Annotated in this window: 16 protein-coding genes; 9 read left to right on the top strand and 7 right to left on the bottom strand. The window is 51.5% G+C overall.

Annotated elements, in window-relative coordinates; genetic code table 11:
- Window position 1 precedes the first annotated feature (1 nt).
- Window positions 2–742, bottom strand: coding sequence for a winged helix-turn-helix domain-containing protein (locus RIN69_RS07515; protein WP_313856558.1), 741 nt, complete (start codon window positions 740–742; stop codon window positions 2–4).
- Window positions 743–1,267: 525 nt separating this feature from the next.
- On the opposite strand from RIN69_RS07515, the gene RIN69_RS07510 reads away from it, so the two are divergent.
- From RIN69_RS07510 to RIN69_RS07485, 6 genes are all read left to right on the top strand, one after another.
- On the top strand, window positions 1,268–1,861 hold the full coding sequence (locus RIN69_RS07510) for a fimbrial protein (RefSeq protein WP_313856557.1): 594 nt from the start codon (window positions 1,268–1,270) through the stop codon (window positions 1,859–1,861).
- Window positions 1,862–1,932: 71 nt separating this feature from the next.
- The gene (locus tag RIN69_RS07505; protein ID WP_313856556.1) at window positions 1,933–2,634 is read left to right on the top strand and encodes a fimbria/pilus periplasmic chaperone; all 702 of its coding nucleotides are present in this window, start codon (window positions 1,933–1,935) and stop codon (window positions 2,632–2,634) included.
- A gap of 133 nt (window positions 2,635–2,767) precedes the next feature.
- On the top strand, window positions 2,768–5,314 hold the full coding sequence (locus tag RIN69_RS07500) for a fimbrial biogenesis usher protein (protein ID WP_313856555.1): 2,547 nt from the start codon (window positions 2,768–2,770) through the stop codon (window positions 5,312–5,314).
- Between the two features lie 69 nt (window positions 5,315–5,383).
- Window positions 5,384–5,947, top strand: a complete 564-nt coding sequence (locus RIN69_RS07495; RefSeq protein WP_313856554.1) for a fimbrial protein — start codon at window positions 5,384–5,386, stop codon at window positions 5,945–5,947.
- Window positions 5,948–5,998: 51 nt separating this feature from the next.
- Window positions 5,999–6,331: a hypothetical protein gene (locus RIN69_RS07490; RefSeq protein ID WP_313856553.1), complete on the top strand. Its 333-nt coding sequence runs from the start codon at window positions 5,999–6,001 to the stop codon at window positions 6,329–6,331.
- Window positions 6,332–6,357: 26 nt separating this feature from the next.
- A complete protein-coding gene (locus RIN69_RS07485) occupies window positions 6,358–6,999 on the top strand; it encodes a reverse transcriptase domain-containing protein (protein ID WP_313856552.1) in 642 nt (213 codons plus the stop codon).
- A gap of 544 nt (window positions 7,000–7,543) precedes the next feature.
- Here RIN69_RS07485 and RIN69_RS07480 read toward each other — a convergent pair.
- The 6 genes from RIN69_RS07480 to treR all read right to left on the bottom strand — a co-directional run bounded on the left by RIN69_RS07480 (window position 7,544) and on the right by treR (window position 12,588).
- Window positions 7,544–7,684, bottom strand: coding sequence for a hypothetical protein (locus tag RIN69_RS07480; RefSeq protein ID WP_313856550.1), 141 nt, complete (start codon window positions 7,682–7,684; stop codon window positions 7,544–7,546).
- Window positions 7,685–8,722: 1,038 nt separating this feature from the next.
- Complete coding sequence (gene modC, locus RIN69_RS07475) at window positions 8,723–9,781, bottom strand: molybdenum ABC transporter ATP-binding protein ModC (RefSeq protein WP_313856549.1); 1,059 nt, start codon at window positions 9,779–9,781, stop codon at window positions 8,723–8,725.
- The gene (gene modB, locus RIN69_RS07470) at window positions 9,781–10,470 is read right to left on the bottom strand and encodes a molybdate ABC transporter permease subunit (RefSeq protein ID WP_313856548.1); all 690 of its coding nucleotides are present in this window, start codon (window positions 10,468–10,470) and stop codon (window positions 9,781–9,783) included. Before modB ends, modC begins: the two co-directional genes overlap by 1 nt.
- Window positions 10,467–11,243 carry a molybdate ABC transporter substrate-binding protein gene (gene modA, locus RIN69_RS07465; protein WP_313856547.1) on the bottom strand — a complete coding sequence of 259 codons (777 nt, stop codon included), beginning with the start codon at window positions 11,241–11,243 and terminating at the stop codon, window positions 10,467–10,469. The genes modB and modA overlap by 4 nt, the downstream gene beginning before the upstream one ends.
- A 142-nt stretch (window positions 11,244–11,385) precedes the next feature.
- Entirely contained in the window at window positions 11,386–11,541 is a 156-nt protein-coding gene (locus tag RIN69_RS07460; protein ID WP_313856546.1) for an AcrZ family multidrug efflux pump-associated protein, read from the bottom strand.
- A 90-nt stretch (window positions 11,542–11,631) separates the two neighbouring features.
- On the bottom strand, window positions 11,632–12,588 hold the full coding sequence (gene treR / locus RIN69_RS07455) for a trehalose operon repressor TreR (protein WP_313857633.1): 957 nt from the start codon (window positions 12,586–12,588) through the stop codon (window positions 11,632–11,634).
- 235 nt (window positions 12,589–12,823) lie between these two features.
- Here treR and treB point away from each other — a divergent pair, with 235 nt between their 5' ends.
- From treB to modE, 3 genes are all read left to right on the top strand, one after another.
- Complete coding sequence (gene treB / locus RIN69_RS07450) at window positions 12,824–14,242, top strand: PTS trehalose transporter subunit IIBC (RefSeq protein ID WP_313856544.1); 1,419 nt, start codon at window positions 12,824–12,826, stop codon at window positions 14,240–14,242.
- A 56-nt stretch (window positions 14,243–14,298) separates the two neighbouring features.
- Window positions 14,299–15,969: an alpha,alpha-phosphotrehalase gene (gene treC / locus RIN69_RS07445; RefSeq protein WP_390902501.1), complete on the top strand. Its 1,671-nt coding sequence runs from the start codon at window positions 14,299–14,301 to the stop codon at window positions 15,967–15,969.
- A gap of 95 nt (window positions 15,970–16,064) precedes the next feature.
- Window positions 16,065–16,847: a molybdenum-dependent transcriptional regulator gene (gene modE, locus RIN69_RS07440; protein WP_313856542.1), complete on the top strand. Its 783-nt coding sequence runs from the start codon at window positions 16,065–16,067 to the stop codon at window positions 16,845–16,847.
- The last annotated feature ends 19 nt before the right edge of the window (window positions 16,848–16,866 follow it).

Below are 16,866 nucleotides of genomic sequence, written 5' to 3'. Positions count from 1 at the left end.
ACTATTTCCAGATAGTGAAATATACATTTACGCAAGTGCTTTTTTGACTACTCCCTTCAATGCACCTGGACACTAAAACACTTGATTCTTTATTTATGTGTTTTAGTTTGTTAGCAAATATGTAAAAAATTGAATTAACTTCACAACTTAATTTGCTTGCAAATATAGCTTTATGAATAAACTCATCTTTTAAATCGTTTACTTCCAGACTTTTAGGTCCTGAAACCTCATAAACAGGACATGACTCATGATAATAAACCAATCTCGGTGTTGAATTATCTGATTTCATAGTAATTTTATCACTGATAAAAAAAACACATATTGTGGAAATAATAATTAATGAAGCCAAACAAAAAAGCTTTTTTTTTATACTGACTGATGATTCAACTTCCATCTCTTTAATGGTAATAGCACTTACACTGATATCCTTAGTAAAAAGGTATCCGATCCTGGGAATAGTTGTAATTATCGTCTCATCTGGAAAGAAATCAGAAAATATTCTTCTTAACTTACTCATATATTGGTTTAGTGTGTTTGTCGAAGAAATCAGACCTTCTTTGTCCCACACCTCAGAGAAAAACATGTCTCTGGAGATAACCTCACCCTGCCTGCTAATGAGTAAGAGTAAAATACTATTCGCTATTTTTGAAATAACTATAGAATTTTCCAGCTCATCTTTTATATGTCTTAAGGAACCATCAAATGAATTATAAATTATTTCATTTTTAATAAGGTAGTTCATTTTTTCGACCCCAGAAAAAAAATAAAAATGCAAGCGCCTTTCACTGCTAGTACTATAAATTAAATAAAAAATAGTAGCAACTTTTTTTATAGACTTTAACGAGGTTAAAATTATTTAATTTGATGGGTTGTAACATTTTCAATTTTTAAGATTATCTGATTCCAACAGCGTTTCAGTAATCCTCTGGGAAGCTTCGACATTTAAATTAGGTGTGCATTAAAGCAATCCTGGACTGCTTCGCCCACGTTACCGGAACCAGCAATGCAGAACATTATGCTTCAAAATGTCATAATTTCAAGTTTTTTTGTTATAATTTTATTTTTTTGAATTATATAGTTCCTTAAGATTAACTTTTCTTGTTGTAATATCCACATCGAAAATGTGTACAAGCAGAACATTCTGTTTAGTATGATTTTTTTGATAATGTAAATAGATAGATTGCTCCTAATAATTGAACTTCGTACATCCGAGGTGGGTTAGCAGCGGCAATTGAGTTTAATTAGCATTTTATAAGGATTTTTATAAATGAAAAAAAATATTATAGCTTCTTTAATACCTGCAGTAATGATGTTTGGTACTGTTCCTGCATTTGCCGATTCTGTAACCGTTGATGGTGGTAAAATTAACTTTACCGGGGCTGTCATCGCTGCGCCGTGTGCGGTTGATGCGACGTCCGATGGACAGACGGTCGTTTTGGGGCAGATCCCAGCAAACCGCCTTTCTGCTAAAGGTGATACAAGTTCGACTGTACCATTTACCATCAGGCTTACGGGCTGTGATTTAACACCTGATAATTCCGGGGATGAAACCGAAGCTGTCAGCTACACTAGCGCTTCAATCACGTTCAATGGGGCAACCGCAGGCGACAGCTCTACTCTGGCTATCTCCTCTGCGGCAAGCGGTGCCGGTGATACGACCTCTGCTGCCAAAAACGTGGGTCTTCAGATCCTGCAAAACAATATACCAGTGACCGTTGATGGAAGCGCCGCTACAGCCGCTCAAAAAATCTATGCTGGCGCGAACGAAATCCCGTTCAGTGCAGCATATGTTGCCACTGCCGATGGCGTCGTAGCCGGCTCTGCAAACTCCACAGTTAACTTCCAGGTTACTTACGAGTAACCCTGTGTCGCTCCTGTCCCATTCTTTAATGGAGGCAGGAGCGCTTGGCTCATCATAATCAAGGACAAAATATGTCTCGCACCCTGTTCCGTAATACCTTATATGCCCTCGCGATCTCAGCCGCCACAGTGGCGTCATTTCAGTCATCGGCCGGAGGAATAACTCTTGGGGGAACGCGGGTTATTTACCCTGCAGGTCAGAAGCAATCCACAATGTCTGTGCGTAATATGTCAGACCAGGCAAGTTTTATGGTTCAGTCATGGGTGGAAGATGCTGATGGAAATAAAAGTCAGGATTTCATCGTGACTCCGCCACTTTACGTCAGCAGCCCCGGAAATGAAAATACCCTGAGGATGATTTATGCAGGAAAGCCGGTAAGAACCGATCAGGAAACCTTGTATTACTTCAATACGAAATCCATCCCATCGCTCGACAAAAAGAACATGGAAGGAAAAAATATTCTGATGGTAGCGGCTGTCACGCGGATAAAGCTTTTTGTTCGTCCGGATGGTCTCAAGCCCGCCATCGATAAGGCACCAGCTGAACTGACTTTTCACAGAAAAGGCAATAATGTAAGCATTGAAAATCCGACCCCTTACCATATCACGCTGGTACAAATCAGAGTCGGCGATCATAAATTGCCTGACACCATGGTAGGCCCCAGCAACAATATCTCCCTGCCACTACCGGTCGGTACTGGCAGCAATATAGCTTTCCGCACTATCAATGATTTCGGTGCCGCAACGCCGGTAATTAATGCCGTGTTGAAATAGGGTTACATACTTTAGGTTTATTAAGCCAGCTGTTTTCGGACTGTTTATGATTTTCCACTTTGCATTTGAAAAAAACCGCCATGCCCACGGTATTAATTCCGCTGCATATTGGATACTTTCGGGCATAACTTTTATGCTACCAGCAGCCGTTCACGCTGAGCTTTATTTTGCACCGGAATTAATCGCCTCCGATCCACAAATGGTGGCAGACCTGTCTCGTTTTGAAAAGGCAGGTACACAGCTTCCGGGAACCTATCAAGTAGATATTTTCGTAAACGGAACACTTGTCACTACGCGCGATCTGCAATTTATTGATGCTGCCGACCATGAAAAAAATGCAAAGAGTGAAAATAATAGCCGTTCTGACATCCGGGACAAAACCGGACTTATGGCCTGCCTGACGCGTAAAGAACTTGATAGTTTTGGTATAAACACCGTGGCATTTCCTGCGTTCGACGACCAGGATGACACATCATGCATATCGCCGGGTAAAAATATTCCAGATGCATATACTGAATTCGATTTTCAACACATGCGTCTGGACATCAGTATCCCGCAAGCCGCCATGCACAAAAGCGTGCACGGTTATATTTCTCCTGAACGCTGGGATGAGGGAATTAATGCTGCCCTGCTTAATTACAACTTCAGCGGAAATACCAGCAAAGGCAGCAGCGGTAACAGCAGCAGTCACTATCTCAATCTCAACAGCGGCCTGAATCTGGGCCCGTGGCGACTTCGTGATTACCGGACATGGAATCAATCCAGCAGTCCTTACAGTAGCTACCATCAATGGCAGCACATCAAAACCTATGCCGGGCGGGCCATCATGCCACTGCGCAGTGAGATGGTGGTGGGTGACAGTTCAACCAGCGGCGATATATTTGACTCGCTGGGATTCCGCGGCGTGCAACTCGCAACGGATGACTCCATGTTTCCGGATAGCCAGCGAGGATTTGCACCCGTGGTACGCGGTACGGCCAGCACTAACGCCAGGGTCACCATCCGGCAGAATGGCTACACAATTTACCAGACTTTTGTGGCTCCGGGTGCCTTTGCAATTGACGATCTTTATCCCGTCAGCTCAAGCGGCGACCTTGAAGTGACTGTCACAGAGGCTGATGGTGTCGCAAGGGTATTCACCATCCCCTACTCCTCTGTTCCGGTCCTGCTGCGTGAGGGACGGCTGAAGTATACCCTGACCGCCGGACGCTACCGATCAACCGGCGACCGCTATGAAGATCCGGACTTTTTCCAGGGAACCCTGGTATGGGGACTGCCCCGTGACGTCACTGTTTATGGCGGGATGCAGTACTCAAAAAACTACTTTGCCGGGCTTCTGGGCAGCGGACTGAATATGGGGACGTTAGGTGCATTTTCAGTCGACGTCACGCAGGCCGACAGTACACTTGCTGACGGTTCTCGTCATCAGGGACATTCTCTACGCATGCTGTACGCCCGTACGCTGAACTCGCTGGGAACCACCGTACAGCTGACAGGCTATCGCTACTCTTCTCAGGGCTTTCACACGTTGGATGAAACAGCCCTGAAAGCCATGAAAGGCTGGCTTTATGAAACGGATGAGTTAACCACCGACGGCAGACCCGCTCAACAGAGCTACACGGACTATTACAACCTGTATAACAGCCGTCGTTCAAAGCTTCAGGCAAACATATCGCAGCGTATTGGTAAGCAGGGCTCGCTTTATCTCTCCGCCGTCCGGCAGACGTACCGCAATACGAACCAGACCAGCGACTCTCTTCAGGTCGGATTCAGCAGCGCCATAGGGAGCGTTAACTACAACCTGAATTACAGTCACAGCCGTTCCTCAGGCGGAGCAGGTTCAGAGGGCGCAGCGTTTTTGTCTCTGTCTGTGCCACTTGGTTCTTTGATAGCGGGCAACAGGGGGCCCGGTAACACTTACGCCACATACAGCGACAGCCGCGACAGCCGGGGGACGATTACTCATCAGGCGGGGCTCAGCGGTACCGCACTGGAGGGAGATAACCTGAGCTGGAATGCATCCCAGGGATATGGCTCAGAAGGGGGAAGCAGTGGTAGCCTGGGGGCAGATTATCGTGGCACTTATGGCAGCACGCGGGCTGGATATAGCTACAGCAGCGGCTATCGTCAGGTGAACTACGGACTATCAGGCGGCGCGCTTCTGCACGCAGGGGGGCTAACCCTCGGGCAGTCTCTGGGGGAAACCAGCGTGCTGGTCGCCGCACCCGGCGTGTCCGGTGTGGCGCTGGAGAACGAGACTGGCGTGCGTACAGACTGGAGAGGGTATGCCATTAAACCTTATGCATCAATGTACAGAGAGAATCGCGTGGCGCTGGATACGGCCTCGCTGGATGACCAAACAGAAATTGATGATGCCGTCAGCCGGGTGGTACCGACCCGCGGCGCCGTGGTCCGGGCAACCTTTAAGGCGAACACGGGCAGCCGCGTGCTGATGACGCTGACGCATAACGGAAAGCTCCTGCCGTTTGGTACGACCGTAACAGTGGGAGAACGCGGCGGCATAGTAGGCGATGAGGGGCAGGTCTATCTCTCAGGCATGTCAGAGAGCGGAGCGGTAAAAGCAGACTGGGGTAGTGGGCGCACATGCTCAGCCCCATATCGCCTGCCCGAAAAAAATCAAGACCAACCTGTAGTCAGGATCAACAGTATCTGTAGCTGAGAGTAGTGCCAAGAGTCAGAGAAATTATATGTGTTACGCATTTGAACACAGAATCACAAGGGAACAATTATGCCAAAGGTGAAAAAAAAATTGACGTTAAGGGGAATGGCCTCATTGCCTGGTGTCATTATGCTGCTGAGCAGCAGCCTGATATCCGGAGTTAACGCCGATGGCAACACCGCGACCCTCAACATCACTGGTCGCGTACTGGCTAACTCCTGCACTGTAGATACGTCTTCTGCAGTGCAGAACATCAGACTGCCTGATATCGGCGATCGAGACCTCTCAGGAAAGGGGCGAACGGGGGGCGAGAAAACAATTGATATCACCCTTAAGAACTGTGGCGAGGCGACGAGCAGCGTGATTGTTACGGCGTCAGGGGGAACAGACGCCGATGACCTCTCTGCTTTTGCAAACACGGCGGCCGGTGGCGCTGCCGGAGTTGGCCTGTATTTTTATCAGACAGACGGTAAAACTCTGTTCAGACCTGATGGCAGCATCAAAGAAACAAGCGTCCTGCAACCTGCAGTAGATAATACTCTTACGTATAAAGCGGCTTATGTCAGTACGCAGGAAACGGTAAAAGCAGGGAGTTTTAGTTCAGTTGTCAACCTGCGGTTCGATTATCAGTAACAAAATGGCTGACGATCCTTTGACCTGTTTTTACGTTGCCTATGGATGGCTGTGCAACCAGAGAAAAAACGCTCCGGCAAATGCAGATATCTGGCATCTGAGATGGCGCTGGCCTGTGATAAAAGAGACTTTTTTCGCACGGTAACTCAGGGATGCTTTCACCTTTTACCTATGGAGCTTTACGGACAAGGTCAGTCCGCCAGAGAGATGTGGTCAGCTGTGGATGATCTTGTACTTAAGTGGGTGGCTTTGCAGATAGAGAGTCAGTTACCTCGGCCTGAAGCCTGTCACCACCTTAAAGGTAAAGTTGTCAGGCAAAGCCTGCGCGAAGTCAGCCATGCTCTGCATTCAGAGCAGTACAAATCGTCCATCGAACGGACATAAGAGGATATTACCGAAATATCAACAAGGTGCAGCTTACTTCGCTGGTGAGTCAATACGTAACCGATCCTATCTGTTATGAACTGATAATCCAGTACATCAATTACAGTGTGGAATCAGGTGGCGAGATACACACGCCTTCAAGCGTTATTCCGCGCGGGTGTGCGCTGAGCCCTTTGTTTGGTGGCAGTCTGCTACATCATATTGACGATTTTTACCGGAGTCTGGATCCGCATGAGATATTTTATGTCAGATACATGGATGATTTTCTGTTTTTCACTCGCACGCGCTGGCAGTTGCGGCGAAATATTGCAAGGCTGGCAGCGTTTTTTGACCTGTGTGGTTTTGAGCGACATCCCGATAAAACGCAGAGCGGGCGAATTTGCAACGGCTTTGACTGGCTGGGTGTCTGGTTTTCAGACTGCCCGCCCGCCATAGCTCCACGCGCGTTAGATAATCACATCAAAAGACGTATGCGGCTTTATGAGCAAGCTCGCCGGCAGGGCAAATCCGATAACCAAGCCCGGCAACGGGTGCATATGTATGATGAACGATGGAAGAGGTGGACAAAAGGCTGTCTGAGTCATGCTAACCGTACCTCCGCAACTCGCACTCGACCTGACTTGTCGTCCCTAACACCAAAATCAATAACATGGGGTAAACCATCATGAAGCTCATACCCACAGCTCTGCTACTCATCATCACCTCCGCTGCGGTGTGTACCGCTGAAGCGCACCCGACATACGTCACGGCTGCTAGGTATTTCATTCTAGCGAATTTTCAGGAACAATCTGGGTGGGTTTTCCCCACGGAAACGATCGACCGAGCTATCTATACGCCCGACCGCCCTGGCCCCGCCTACGTCATATGCAACGCCTCGTTGGACGCTCTATATACTACTGCTATACAGGCGTCTGATAGTATCCCTGGTACACCTTTTCGGTACAACCATTCGGTTGGTTCTTGGGGAACCCAAGGTACTTGGTCCATGCATCCTTCGAAATTCGTTATCGGAAACATGGCGGGCGTCACCGAAAACTCTCAGTACTCCTTCTATTGTGCGTATCGCCCCAGCCAGCGGACCCTTGCAGCCATGGTAATCACTGAAATGGTGGAAATAGTTCGCATCCATGTACAGTTGGAAAATACCTTTCCGAAGCCGCAACCTACCCTGCAGCTACCAGGGGCTTTGCATCTGGGTGATATCAACCCCGGTCAGTCGACCGAAACCCCAGTACCGGTAGCAATAAACTGCGCCACATGCGCCGATGGACAACCTATGCAAGGAACAATTGCATGGCGGCTGGAATCCTCGCCGGACAACCCGTCCGCAGAGAAACCTGGTATGATTTTCATGGGTGCAGAGTCTGCCGCTACGGAAGGTACAAACGTCGTAACGTTCGGGCGATTCCTGACAGAAGTATCTGATTATGAACTCCGATGGCCACGGACAAATTCCGCACCTTTAGCCCCGGGGAGTTATCGGTGGACTCTGACAATGACACTGTCGATTCTGTAAAACGAGCAATAGTGTAATTCGCCGCTACCCTGTTTCGATGGTGATAACGTTGTAATGGCAATGGGTGTACGGAAGTGTACTTTTGCAAAAATCGATTGTGCCCGAATAAGCACCACTGAACATGGATTTCGTACTCGTCAGAGACTCAGATTCTCTTCCACTTAATGTCTACAGGGATACGCCCCGGAAGGATACCCAGGTCGACCGTGTCCAGGAGATGACTTGAACGGTAATACTTAATCAGATTTGCAATATCAACCCGGATATTAAGGTAGTTATGATGGCACCAGTTTTGGTATTTACGTAGGAAGAACTAAAAACTCTCGGGGGATAGTGATACGACTGCAACGACAAATTTAAGCATCACTTTGGTAAAATATCTACATTGACGGCCAGGTTACGTCGTGACAGTGAAGTACACCCCCCTGGCCCGTAGAAAAATCTGACCTGGATTTTAAGCACAGGAGGAGTCGCGGCCACACAACGATTTATCCCTGAACTGAACTTAAACTGGTCAAATTGACGCTTAAGGCCAGCGAATTTGGTGTTAATGATAATCGGCTCTTTAAATGGATGCGCCCTGGCAGAGCGAAGGCCGCTTCGCCTGGCCTTCTGCACTGGACGGTATTCCTGACGCCTGCCCAGTTAGCGATGCTGCTGGAGGGTATTGACTGGCGGCAGTCCAGGCACATCATTCCCTTACTGACGATGTTGTAAAAGGCACGCAACCCTATTACCGGGAGTGTACTGACCAACTCCGCGAACGGGAAACGCAACTCTACCTGGAAGACGATACCAAAGCCTGGCTGCGCCGGGTTATCGGCACCAATCTCGAGCCGGGCATTGCAGAAATCATTTATCGCGAAGTGCTGTAATCAGGGCGTGATCGACACGCTTTTAATCTGCGCATACAGCCACATGCCCGGCTTGATCGCCAGTTCATCGCGCGCCCAGGGCGTGATTCGCGCCCACAGCTCGCTGTTACCGATCTGCAGTTTGACTTCGACCTGCCCCTCAATGTCCAGCAGCTCTGTCACCTTCGCGGGTAGCACATTTCGGATGGTGCTGTTAAGCGGCGGCTGCAATACCAGCGAGACATCAGCGGACTGAATGCGGATGCGCAGCGGCGTTTTCAGCGGCAGCTCCAGCCGACTGACCCAGATAGATTGATCGCCAAGCGACAGCGCGGTCATCTGATAGCGCGGGTGCTGTTCCTGCACCTGCACGCGCAGCACGCTGCTCTGATCGGCACGCGGCAGCCAAGGCCGCATCGCACTGCTGCTCCACACCTGTTCCAGCGCGCCAAACGCTTTTACTTTGCCCTGATCGAGCACCAGCACGTTGTCGGCCAGATGCAGTATTTCATCCAGGCTGTGCGAGACATACAGCAGCGGAATATCGACCTGCTGCGCCAGCTTTTGCAAATAAGGTAACAGCTCACGTTTACGCGGGATATCAAGCGAAGCCAGCGGTTCATCCAGCAGTAAAATTTCCGGCGCACTCAGCAGCGCACGCCCAATTGCCACCCGCTGTTTTTCGCCGCCGGATAGCGACCAGGGAAAGCGCGCCAGTAACGGTTCGATACCCAACAGCTGCACCAGGCTGTCAAACTGCGGCTTCATGCTTTTCGCCATGCCGTACTGCAAATTACCGCGTACCCGATAGTGTGGAAACAACCGCGCATCCTGAAATACATAGCCGACGCGACGCTTTTCCGGCGGTAAATTAATCCGGTTTTTTGCGTCGCTCAGCATCCGACCATTAAGCCGGATAAAGCCTTGCTGCGGCTGGGTTAAGCCGCTGATGGCGTTGATCAGCGAGGTTTTCCCCGCACCGGATACGCCGAAAATTGCGGTGATGCCCTTCGCCGGCAGTTTTTCGTTTATCGTCAGCTGATGGTTACCCAGCTGCTGAGTGAAGTTAAGTTCCAGCATCAGGCCCCCAGCCGTTTACGGCCCCAGCGGGCCAACCATTCGGAAACCAGCAGCGACGCCAGCGCCAGCACGATAGCAATGACGCAGAGTCGTGCCGCCGCGCCTTCAGCACCCGGCGTTTCAATCAGCGTGTACATCGCCAGTGGAATCGTGCGCGTTTCACCCGGAATATTGGACACAAAGGTAATGGTGGCACCGAATTCGCCCAGTGAGCGGGCAAAACCCAGCACGGTGCCAACAATAATACCCGGCAGCGTCAATGGCAGGGTTATGGTGAAAAATACCCGCCAGCGCCCGGCTCCCAGCGTACGCGCCGCCTGTTCCAGACGGGTATCGACCGCTTCCAGCGCCAGACGTATAGCGCGGACCATCAGCGGAAAGGCCACCACCGCCGAAGCCAGTGCTGCGCCGCGCCAGCTAAAGGCAAAACTGAAGCCAAACCAGTTATATAACCATTCGCCGATAAAGCCGCGTCGTCCCATCGCCACCAGCAACAGATAACCGACCACGACCGGTGGCAGCACCAGCGGCAGATGGATGACGCTGTCGAGTAACGCTTTACCGGGGAAATGACAGCGCACCAGAATCCACGCCATCAGGATGCCGAGCGGCAAGCTGCAGATTACCGCCAGCGTGGAGACTTTCAGGCTCAGTTCAACCGCCTGCCATTCGGCATCACTCAATATCATGTCCGCGGTGCAAATCCATAGCGTTTAAAGATGACCGCCGCTTCCGGGCTTTTCAGGTATTGAAAGAAGGCACTGACGGCGGCGGAAGGATGCTGGCTGACAATCGCCATCGGATACTCCACCGGCTTGTGGCTGTCAGCCGGGAAGATTCCGACTACCTTCACTTTTTTACTGGCAACCGCATCGGAGCCATACACAATGCCGTAAGGCGTTTCGTCGCGCTCGACCAGCGCCAGCGCTGCACGCACATTGTTGGCACGCGCCATCACCGGAGAAAGCGTCTCCCAGGCACCCAGGTTTTGTAACGCCTCTTTAGCATAAATGCCGGCAGGCACATGATCCGGGTCGCCGACCGCCAGCCGCTGACCTTTCAGCAGGCTTTTCCAGTCAGTGGTTTTACTGATATCGACCGGCTGTGGCTGGCTGGCCGTCGGGGCAATCAGTACCAGTTCATTGCCCAGCAGCGTGTAACGCGTCTGCTTATCAACGCTGTGTTTATCGATGGCATAGTCCATCCACTGTTGGTCGGCAGAGATAAACAGATCCGCTGGCGCGCCCTGCTCAATCTGGCGCGCCAGCGTCGAAGATGAGGCGAATGATGAGACGATTTTAACCGGCTTTCCCTGCTGATACTGCGTGGCAATATCCTCAAGCGCATTAGTTAGCGAAGCCGCAGCAAAAACGGTAATGGTATTGTCAGCCGCCACCGCGTGGCCCGCCAGCGATAACGTTATCGCGGCGCCGGTAAACCAGCGGCTCAATTTAACAGACATAGCACTCTCCAGGTTACGTTATATATTTAATGATATAACGACAATTCAAAAGCTGTCATGTGGTTTATCGGCAAACGGTGATGAAAATTGAGGGGGGGGGATAAAACTGAACGCCTGACAGAGTCAGGCGTTGAAAACAGGATTACTGGCGGTTTTTAGCTGGCTGGTCGTCACGATGGCCAATTTTGGAGATGATGTTAAACACTTCACCCAGGCCATAAATCGCACCGAGGATAAGAGCCATCACTACCGGCACCATGATGACAGCGAATGCCAGACTTTTTAATAATTCAAACATGGAAGCCTCAACTGAGCTGTGCAAAGAAACTATTGTAACGGCAGCAGAAAAAAGTGCACTGACCTTTTGTGCGCTTTACATTGCACTGACTCAATCAAGTTGACAGCGAACCGTCAGCTGGCGAATTTCGCACTGCCCGTTCAGCAATCCAACCAGCTGTTGCGCCGCTGCCTGTCCGGCATCGCTGAAGCCTAAATCCACCGACACGGTATCGGGAAACAGAAAGCTCAGCAGCGGAGTATGACCAATGCTGCAAATTTTTAACCGCGTCTGCGGATGCTGCTGCACGTATTTGATCGCCCCCAGCGCAATGGTATCCGAGGCACAAATCAGCGCGCTGGTGTCGGGTTTAATCACCTGCGCCGCCAGGTTGAAGCCACTCTGATAGCTGAGATCGCCCAGCGCCGCATGCGGCGTCAGATTATAGTGCTGGCAGGCATCGCGGTATGCCTGATGGCGCAGACGTCCGGTGGTTTCGTCTTTTTCGTCCACGCCAATATAGCTGATTTGCTGATGGCCCTGCTGGTGCAATCGCTTCATCAGCAAGCTGACCGCGCCGGCATCGTCAAAGCATACCGAGGATAATCCGGCGTATTCACGCACCATCACCACCATTTTACTTTGCCATTCCAGCAGCATCTCACTGTGCAGCCCGGTAAAGCCAAACAGAATGACTCCATCGACATTACGCTGATGCAGCACGCGCAAATGCTCCGTTACCAGCTCGGCGTTTAATAAGCTCTCCATCAGAATGGAATCGTAGCCCTGCTCATACAGCAGCGGCAATATTGCCCGTACCGCCTGATTTTCCGAAGGGGAATCAAGACGGGAAACAATAATGCCGATGATTTTATCGCTCTGCCCGCGCATCGCCTGCGCAGATTTCGACGGAATAAAACCCTGTTCGCGGATCACCGCCTCTACCCGCTCGCGGGTTTGCTGGCTCACCTTGCCTTCATTATTCAGCACGCGGGAGACGGTAGATTTACCGACGCCGCTAAGACGAGCGATATCTTTAATGGTAAGACGCGGTTGAGATGATTGCATGGTATTGAAAGGTAAGCCTTGTTCGGGGCAACGCTGCCATAAAGCCAATTTGCTGAGTGTACCACCTCTGCCGTCGGTAGCGATCTGTCCGGTAAATTTAGCCGGAAAACGCAGATTTTTTGTGACAGCAATCATAAATGGGAACGTTCCCACTTATGTTATCCCGCGGAACCCGATATCTTCACGCTGCTCCAGATTGCCCTTGTCTCTTCCGTGAAACTGGCAGGAAAACATAATGAAAAAATCCAATCCCCAGGATATAGATCGCCTGATTGCGCTGGTTGGCGGTAAAGCCAATATCGCCGCCGTCACGCACTGCATTACCCGCTTACGCTTTGTGCTAAATGATCCAACGATTGCCGATCCCAAGGCGATTGAATTCCTGCCGATGGTAAAAGGCTGCTTTACCAATGCCGGCCAGTTTCAGGTAGTGATCGGCGTCGATGTTGATGACTGGTACAAGCTGTTATTGCAACGTGCCGCACTGGACTCCAGCGATAAAGAGAGCGCCAAACGCGCCGCACGTCAAAATATGAGCTGGCATGAGAGTCTGATCTCTCACTTTGCCGAAATCTTTTTCCCACTGCTGCCGGTGTTGATCAGCGGCGGCTTGATTCTCGGTTTCCGCAACGTTATCGGTGATGTGCCGCTGTTTGGCGATCGGCCATTAACCGAGGGGCATCCGTTCTGGCAAACGGTGTACGACTTTTTGTGGCTGATTGGCGAAGCGATCTTCTTCTATCTGCCGGTGGGCATCTGCTGGTCAACGGTCAAAAAAATGGGCGGCACCCCGGCGCTGGGCATTGTGCTTGGCATCACCCTGGTCTCGCCGCAGCTGATGAACGCCTATCAGATCGGCCAACAAATACCGGAAGTCTGGAATTTTGGGCTGTTTTCCATTGAGAAAGTGGGCTACCAGGCACAGGTGATCCCGTCACTGCTGGCCGGTATGGCGCTGGCATTTATTGAACTGCGCCTGAAACGCTGGGTGCCGGCTTACTTATATATGGTGGTGGTGCCGGTGGTCTCGCTGCTGCTGGCGGTATTCCTCGCCCATACGCTGATCGGTCCACTGGGACGCATGATAGGTGATGGCGTCGCCTGGGCGGTAAAAGGGCTGATGACCGGCAGTTTCGCTCCGATTGGTGCCGCCTTATTTGGATTCCTCTACGCACCGCTGGTGATTACCGGCGTGCATCAGACCACGCTGGCTATCGATTTACAGCTGATTCAGAACCTCGGTGGCACACCGGTCTGGCCAATTATCGCGCTGTCGAATATCGCTCAGGCATCTTCGGTGCTGGGAATTATCCTGATCAGCCGTAAAGCCAACGAACGCGAAATATCGGTCCCAGCCGCGATCTCTGCCTATCTCGGCGTCACCGAACCGGCTATGTACGGCATCAATATGAAATATCGCTTCCCGATGCTGTGCGCAATGATCGGTTCGGCCTGTGCCGGGCTGATTTGCGGCAGCTTTGGCGTGCTGGCAAACGGTATTGGCGTCGGCGGTTTACCCGGCATTCTGTCGATTCAGCCGCAATTTTGGCAGATCTACAGCATCGCGATGATGGTTGCGATTGTGGTGCCGCTGGTGCTGACCATCGCAGTTTACAAACGTAAAACCCGCATGAATGCCTTGCCGGTAATGTAATTTTTAAACCCGGTGGCGCAGAAATTTTGCACCACCGCGCTAATACAGGACGTTTTATGATGAACAACACCCCCACTCCCTGGTGGCAGAACGGCGTTATTTACCAAATCTATCCACGCAGTTTTCAGGACAGCAGTGGTAATGGTGTCGGCGATCTTAATGGTATCACTCAGCGCCTCGACTACCTGCAGTGGCTGGGTGTCGATGCCATCTGGCTGACGCCGGTTTACCTCTCGCCACAGGTGGATAATGGCTACGACGTTGCCGATTACTACGCCATTGATCCCGCCTTTGGCACCATGGCGGATTTCGAGCGGCTGGTAGCAGAAGCGCATCAGCGCAATATACGCGTAGTGATGGACATGGTGTTTAACCACACTTCGACCGAACACGCGTGGTTTAAGGACGCCTGCAATCCGCACAGCCCACTGCGCGACTACTATATCTGGCGCGATGGCGTCGAGGGTAAAGCACCGAATAACTGGCATTCGAAGTTTGGCGGCCCGGCATGGCAATGGCACCAGGAGAGCGGACAGTATTATCTGCACTCGTTCGCCGTCGAGCAGGCCGATCTGAACTGGGAAAATCCGGCGGTACGCAACGAACTTAAACAGGTGTGCCATTTCTGGGCGGATAAAGGCGTGGATGGCTTACGTCTTGATGTGATTAACCTGGTATCGAAACATCCGGATTTTCCAGACGACCATCAGGGAGATGGCCGCCGCTTCTATACCGATGGTCCTAACATTCATGCGTTTCTTCATGAGATGAGCCGGGATGTGTTTCAGCCGCGCGGACTGATGACGGTCGGTGAAATGTCCTCCACTCAGCTTGAGCACTGCCGCCGCTACGCCAGGTTAGATGGCCAAGAGCTGTCGATGACCTTTAATTTTCATCATCTGAAAATTGACTATCCGGGCGGAGTAAAATGGAGCCGTGCCAAACCGGATCTGCTGATGCTGAAACGGCTGTTCTCGGAGTGGCAACAGGGTATGCACGGCTATGCCTGGAACGCGCTGTTCTGGTGTAATCACGATCAGCCGCGCATCGTCTCGCGCCTTGGTGACGAAGGTGAGCTGCGCAACGTGGCGGCCAAAATGCTGGCGATGGCGCTGCACGGCATGCAGGGCACGCCGTATATCTATCAGGGCGAAGAGATCGGCATGACTAATCCTCACTTTACGCAGATTGATCAGTATCGCGACGTGGAAAGCCTGAATATGTTCAATACGCTGCGCGAACAGGGGCGCGATGCCGAAGAGCTACTGGCCATTTTGCGTCAGAAATCACGTGATAACAGCCGCACGCCGATGCAGTGGGATGCCGGGCGCAACGCCGGATTTACCGAGGGTGACAGCTGGATTGAACCGGCCGATAACTATCGCCAGATTAATGTCGCACAGGCGCAGGCCGACAGTGACTCGGTGCTGTACACCTATCAGCAGCTGATTGCGTTACGTAAAACCCTGCCGGTGCTGACCCACGGTGACTATACCGATTTAGCACCCGATCACCCGCATTTATGGTGTTATCAGCGCCAGACAGCCGGTACTACGCTGCGGGTCATCGCTAACCTTAGTGGCGAACCGCTGACGCTGAGTGAGAATCTGCTGCCAGATCGCAGCCACTGGTGGCTGCTTTACAGCAACTATCCCGGCTCTCAGCCGTCGGCAGACACCCTAACGCTACAACCTTATGAAGCAGCATGGTGGCTACTGGAGCCTTAACCCTGATCCTGTCGGGGGTGGAATTCTCTCCGCCCCTGTAACAATTCCTGCCTGTGCTTTACACTCTGCTCCATGATTTATTGCCGGAAAATTCTATGCAGGCCGACATTTCACTCATCATCAAGCTGCAACAAAAACTGTTTGCCGATCCGCGGCGTATCGCGTTGCTGAAGCAGATCAAGCACACCGGCTCAATTAGCCAGGGCGCGAAACTGGCAGGCATCAGCTATAAAAGCGCCTGGGATGCGATCAATGAAATGAACCAGATGGCCGATCGGATGCTGGTTGAACGCGCGACCGGCGGTAAAGGCGGCGGCGGCGCGGTGCTGACGCAGTATGGCGACCGTCTGATCCAGCTGTTTCAGTTAATGGAGCAAATCCAGCAAAAAGCGTTCGACGTATTACAGGATGACCAGTTGCCGCTGGACAGTCTGCTGGCCGCCATCTCGCGGTTTTCGCTGCAAACCAGCGCGCGCAATCAGCTGTTTGGCACGGTGACCCAGCGCGACCGTTTGCAGGTGCAACAGCATGTTGAAGTACTGCTGGCCGATGGCGTCAGCCGGATTAAGGTGGCACTGACCGAACAGAGTGCCGATCGCCTGCAGCTGAGCGCCGGTAAAGAGGTACTGATACTGATCAAAGCGCCGTGGGTGGAGCTGACGCGTGCCAGCAGCGAAGCCGATAATCAACTGGCCTGCACCATCAGCGACATTGAACGCGCGCCGCATCAGAGTGAAGTGCTGCTGTCGCTGGCCAGCGGTGAAACGCTCTGTGCCACGGTACCCGCGCAGCTGATGGAGCAGCAAAACTTTCAGCCTGGCGACAGCGTTACCGCCTGTTTCAATGCCGATCGCGTTATCATCGCCACACTGCTGTGAAAGCCCGCATCCTGTTTGA

This window comes from Winslowiella toletana (assembly GCF_032164335.1).
In the GTDB taxonomy this organism is placed as follows: domain Bacteria; phylum Pseudomonadota; class Gammaproteobacteria; order Enterobacterales; family Enterobacteriaceae; genus Erwinia; species Erwinia toletana_A.
Note: the sequence above shows the minus strand (reverse complement) of the source record. Positions and strands in the feature narration are given on the sequence as shown.

Excerpts from the sequence above, each read along its gene's own strand:
- RIN69_RS07515 (WP_313856558.1), bottom strand. The coding sequence starts at position 742 with ATGAACTACCTTATTAAAAATGAAATAATTTATAATTCATTTGATGGT.
- RIN69_RS07510 (WP_313856557.1), top strand. The coding sequence starts at position 1,268 with ATGAAAAAAAATATTATAGCTTCTTTAATACCTGCAGTAATGATGTTT.
- RIN69_RS07505 (WP_313856556.1), top strand. The coding sequence starts at position 1,933 with ATGTCTCGCACCCTGTTCCGTAATACCTTATATGCCCTCGCGATCTCA.
- RIN69_RS07500 (WP_313856555.1), top strand. The coding sequence starts at position 2,768 with ATGCTACCAGCAGCCGTTCACGCTGAGCTTTATTTTGCACCGGAATTA.
- RIN69_RS07495 (WP_313856554.1), top strand. The coding sequence starts at position 5,384 with ATGCCAAAGGTGAAAAAAAAATTGACGTTAAGGGGAATGGCCTCATTG.
- RIN69_RS07480 (WP_313856550.1), bottom strand. The coding sequence starts at position 7,684 with ATGAAAATCATACCAGGTTTCTCTGCGGACGGGTTGTCCGGCGAGGAT.
- modC (WP_313856549.1), bottom strand. The coding sequence starts at position 9,781 with ATGCTGGAACTTAACTTCACTCAGCAGCTGGGTAACCATCAGCTGACG.
- modB (WP_313856548.1), bottom strand. The coding sequence starts at position 10,470 with ATGATATTGAGTGATGCCGAATGGCAGGCGGTTGAACTGAGCCTGAAA.
- modA (WP_313856547.1), bottom strand. The coding sequence starts at position 11,243 with ATGTCTGTTAAATTGAGCCGCTGGTTTACCGGCGCCGCGATAACGTTA.
- RIN69_RS07460 (WP_313856546.1), bottom strand. The coding sequence starts at position 11,541 with ATGTTTGAATTATTAAAAAGTCTGGCATTCGCTGTCATCATGGTGCCG.
- treR (WP_313857633.1), bottom strand. The coding sequence starts at position 12,588 with ATGCAATCATCTCAACCGCGTCTTACCATTAAAGATATCGCTCGTCTT.
- treB (WP_313856544.1), top strand. The coding sequence starts at position 12,824 with ATGAAAAAATCCAATCCCCAGGATATAGATCGCCTGATTGCGCTGGTT.
- treC (WP_390902501.1), top strand. The coding sequence starts at position 14,299 with ATGATGAACAACACCCCCACTCCCTGGTGGCAGAACGGCGTTATTTAC.
- modE (WP_313856542.1), top strand. The coding sequence starts at position 16,065 with ATGCAGGCCGACATTTCACTCATCATCAAGCTGCAACAAAAACTGTTT.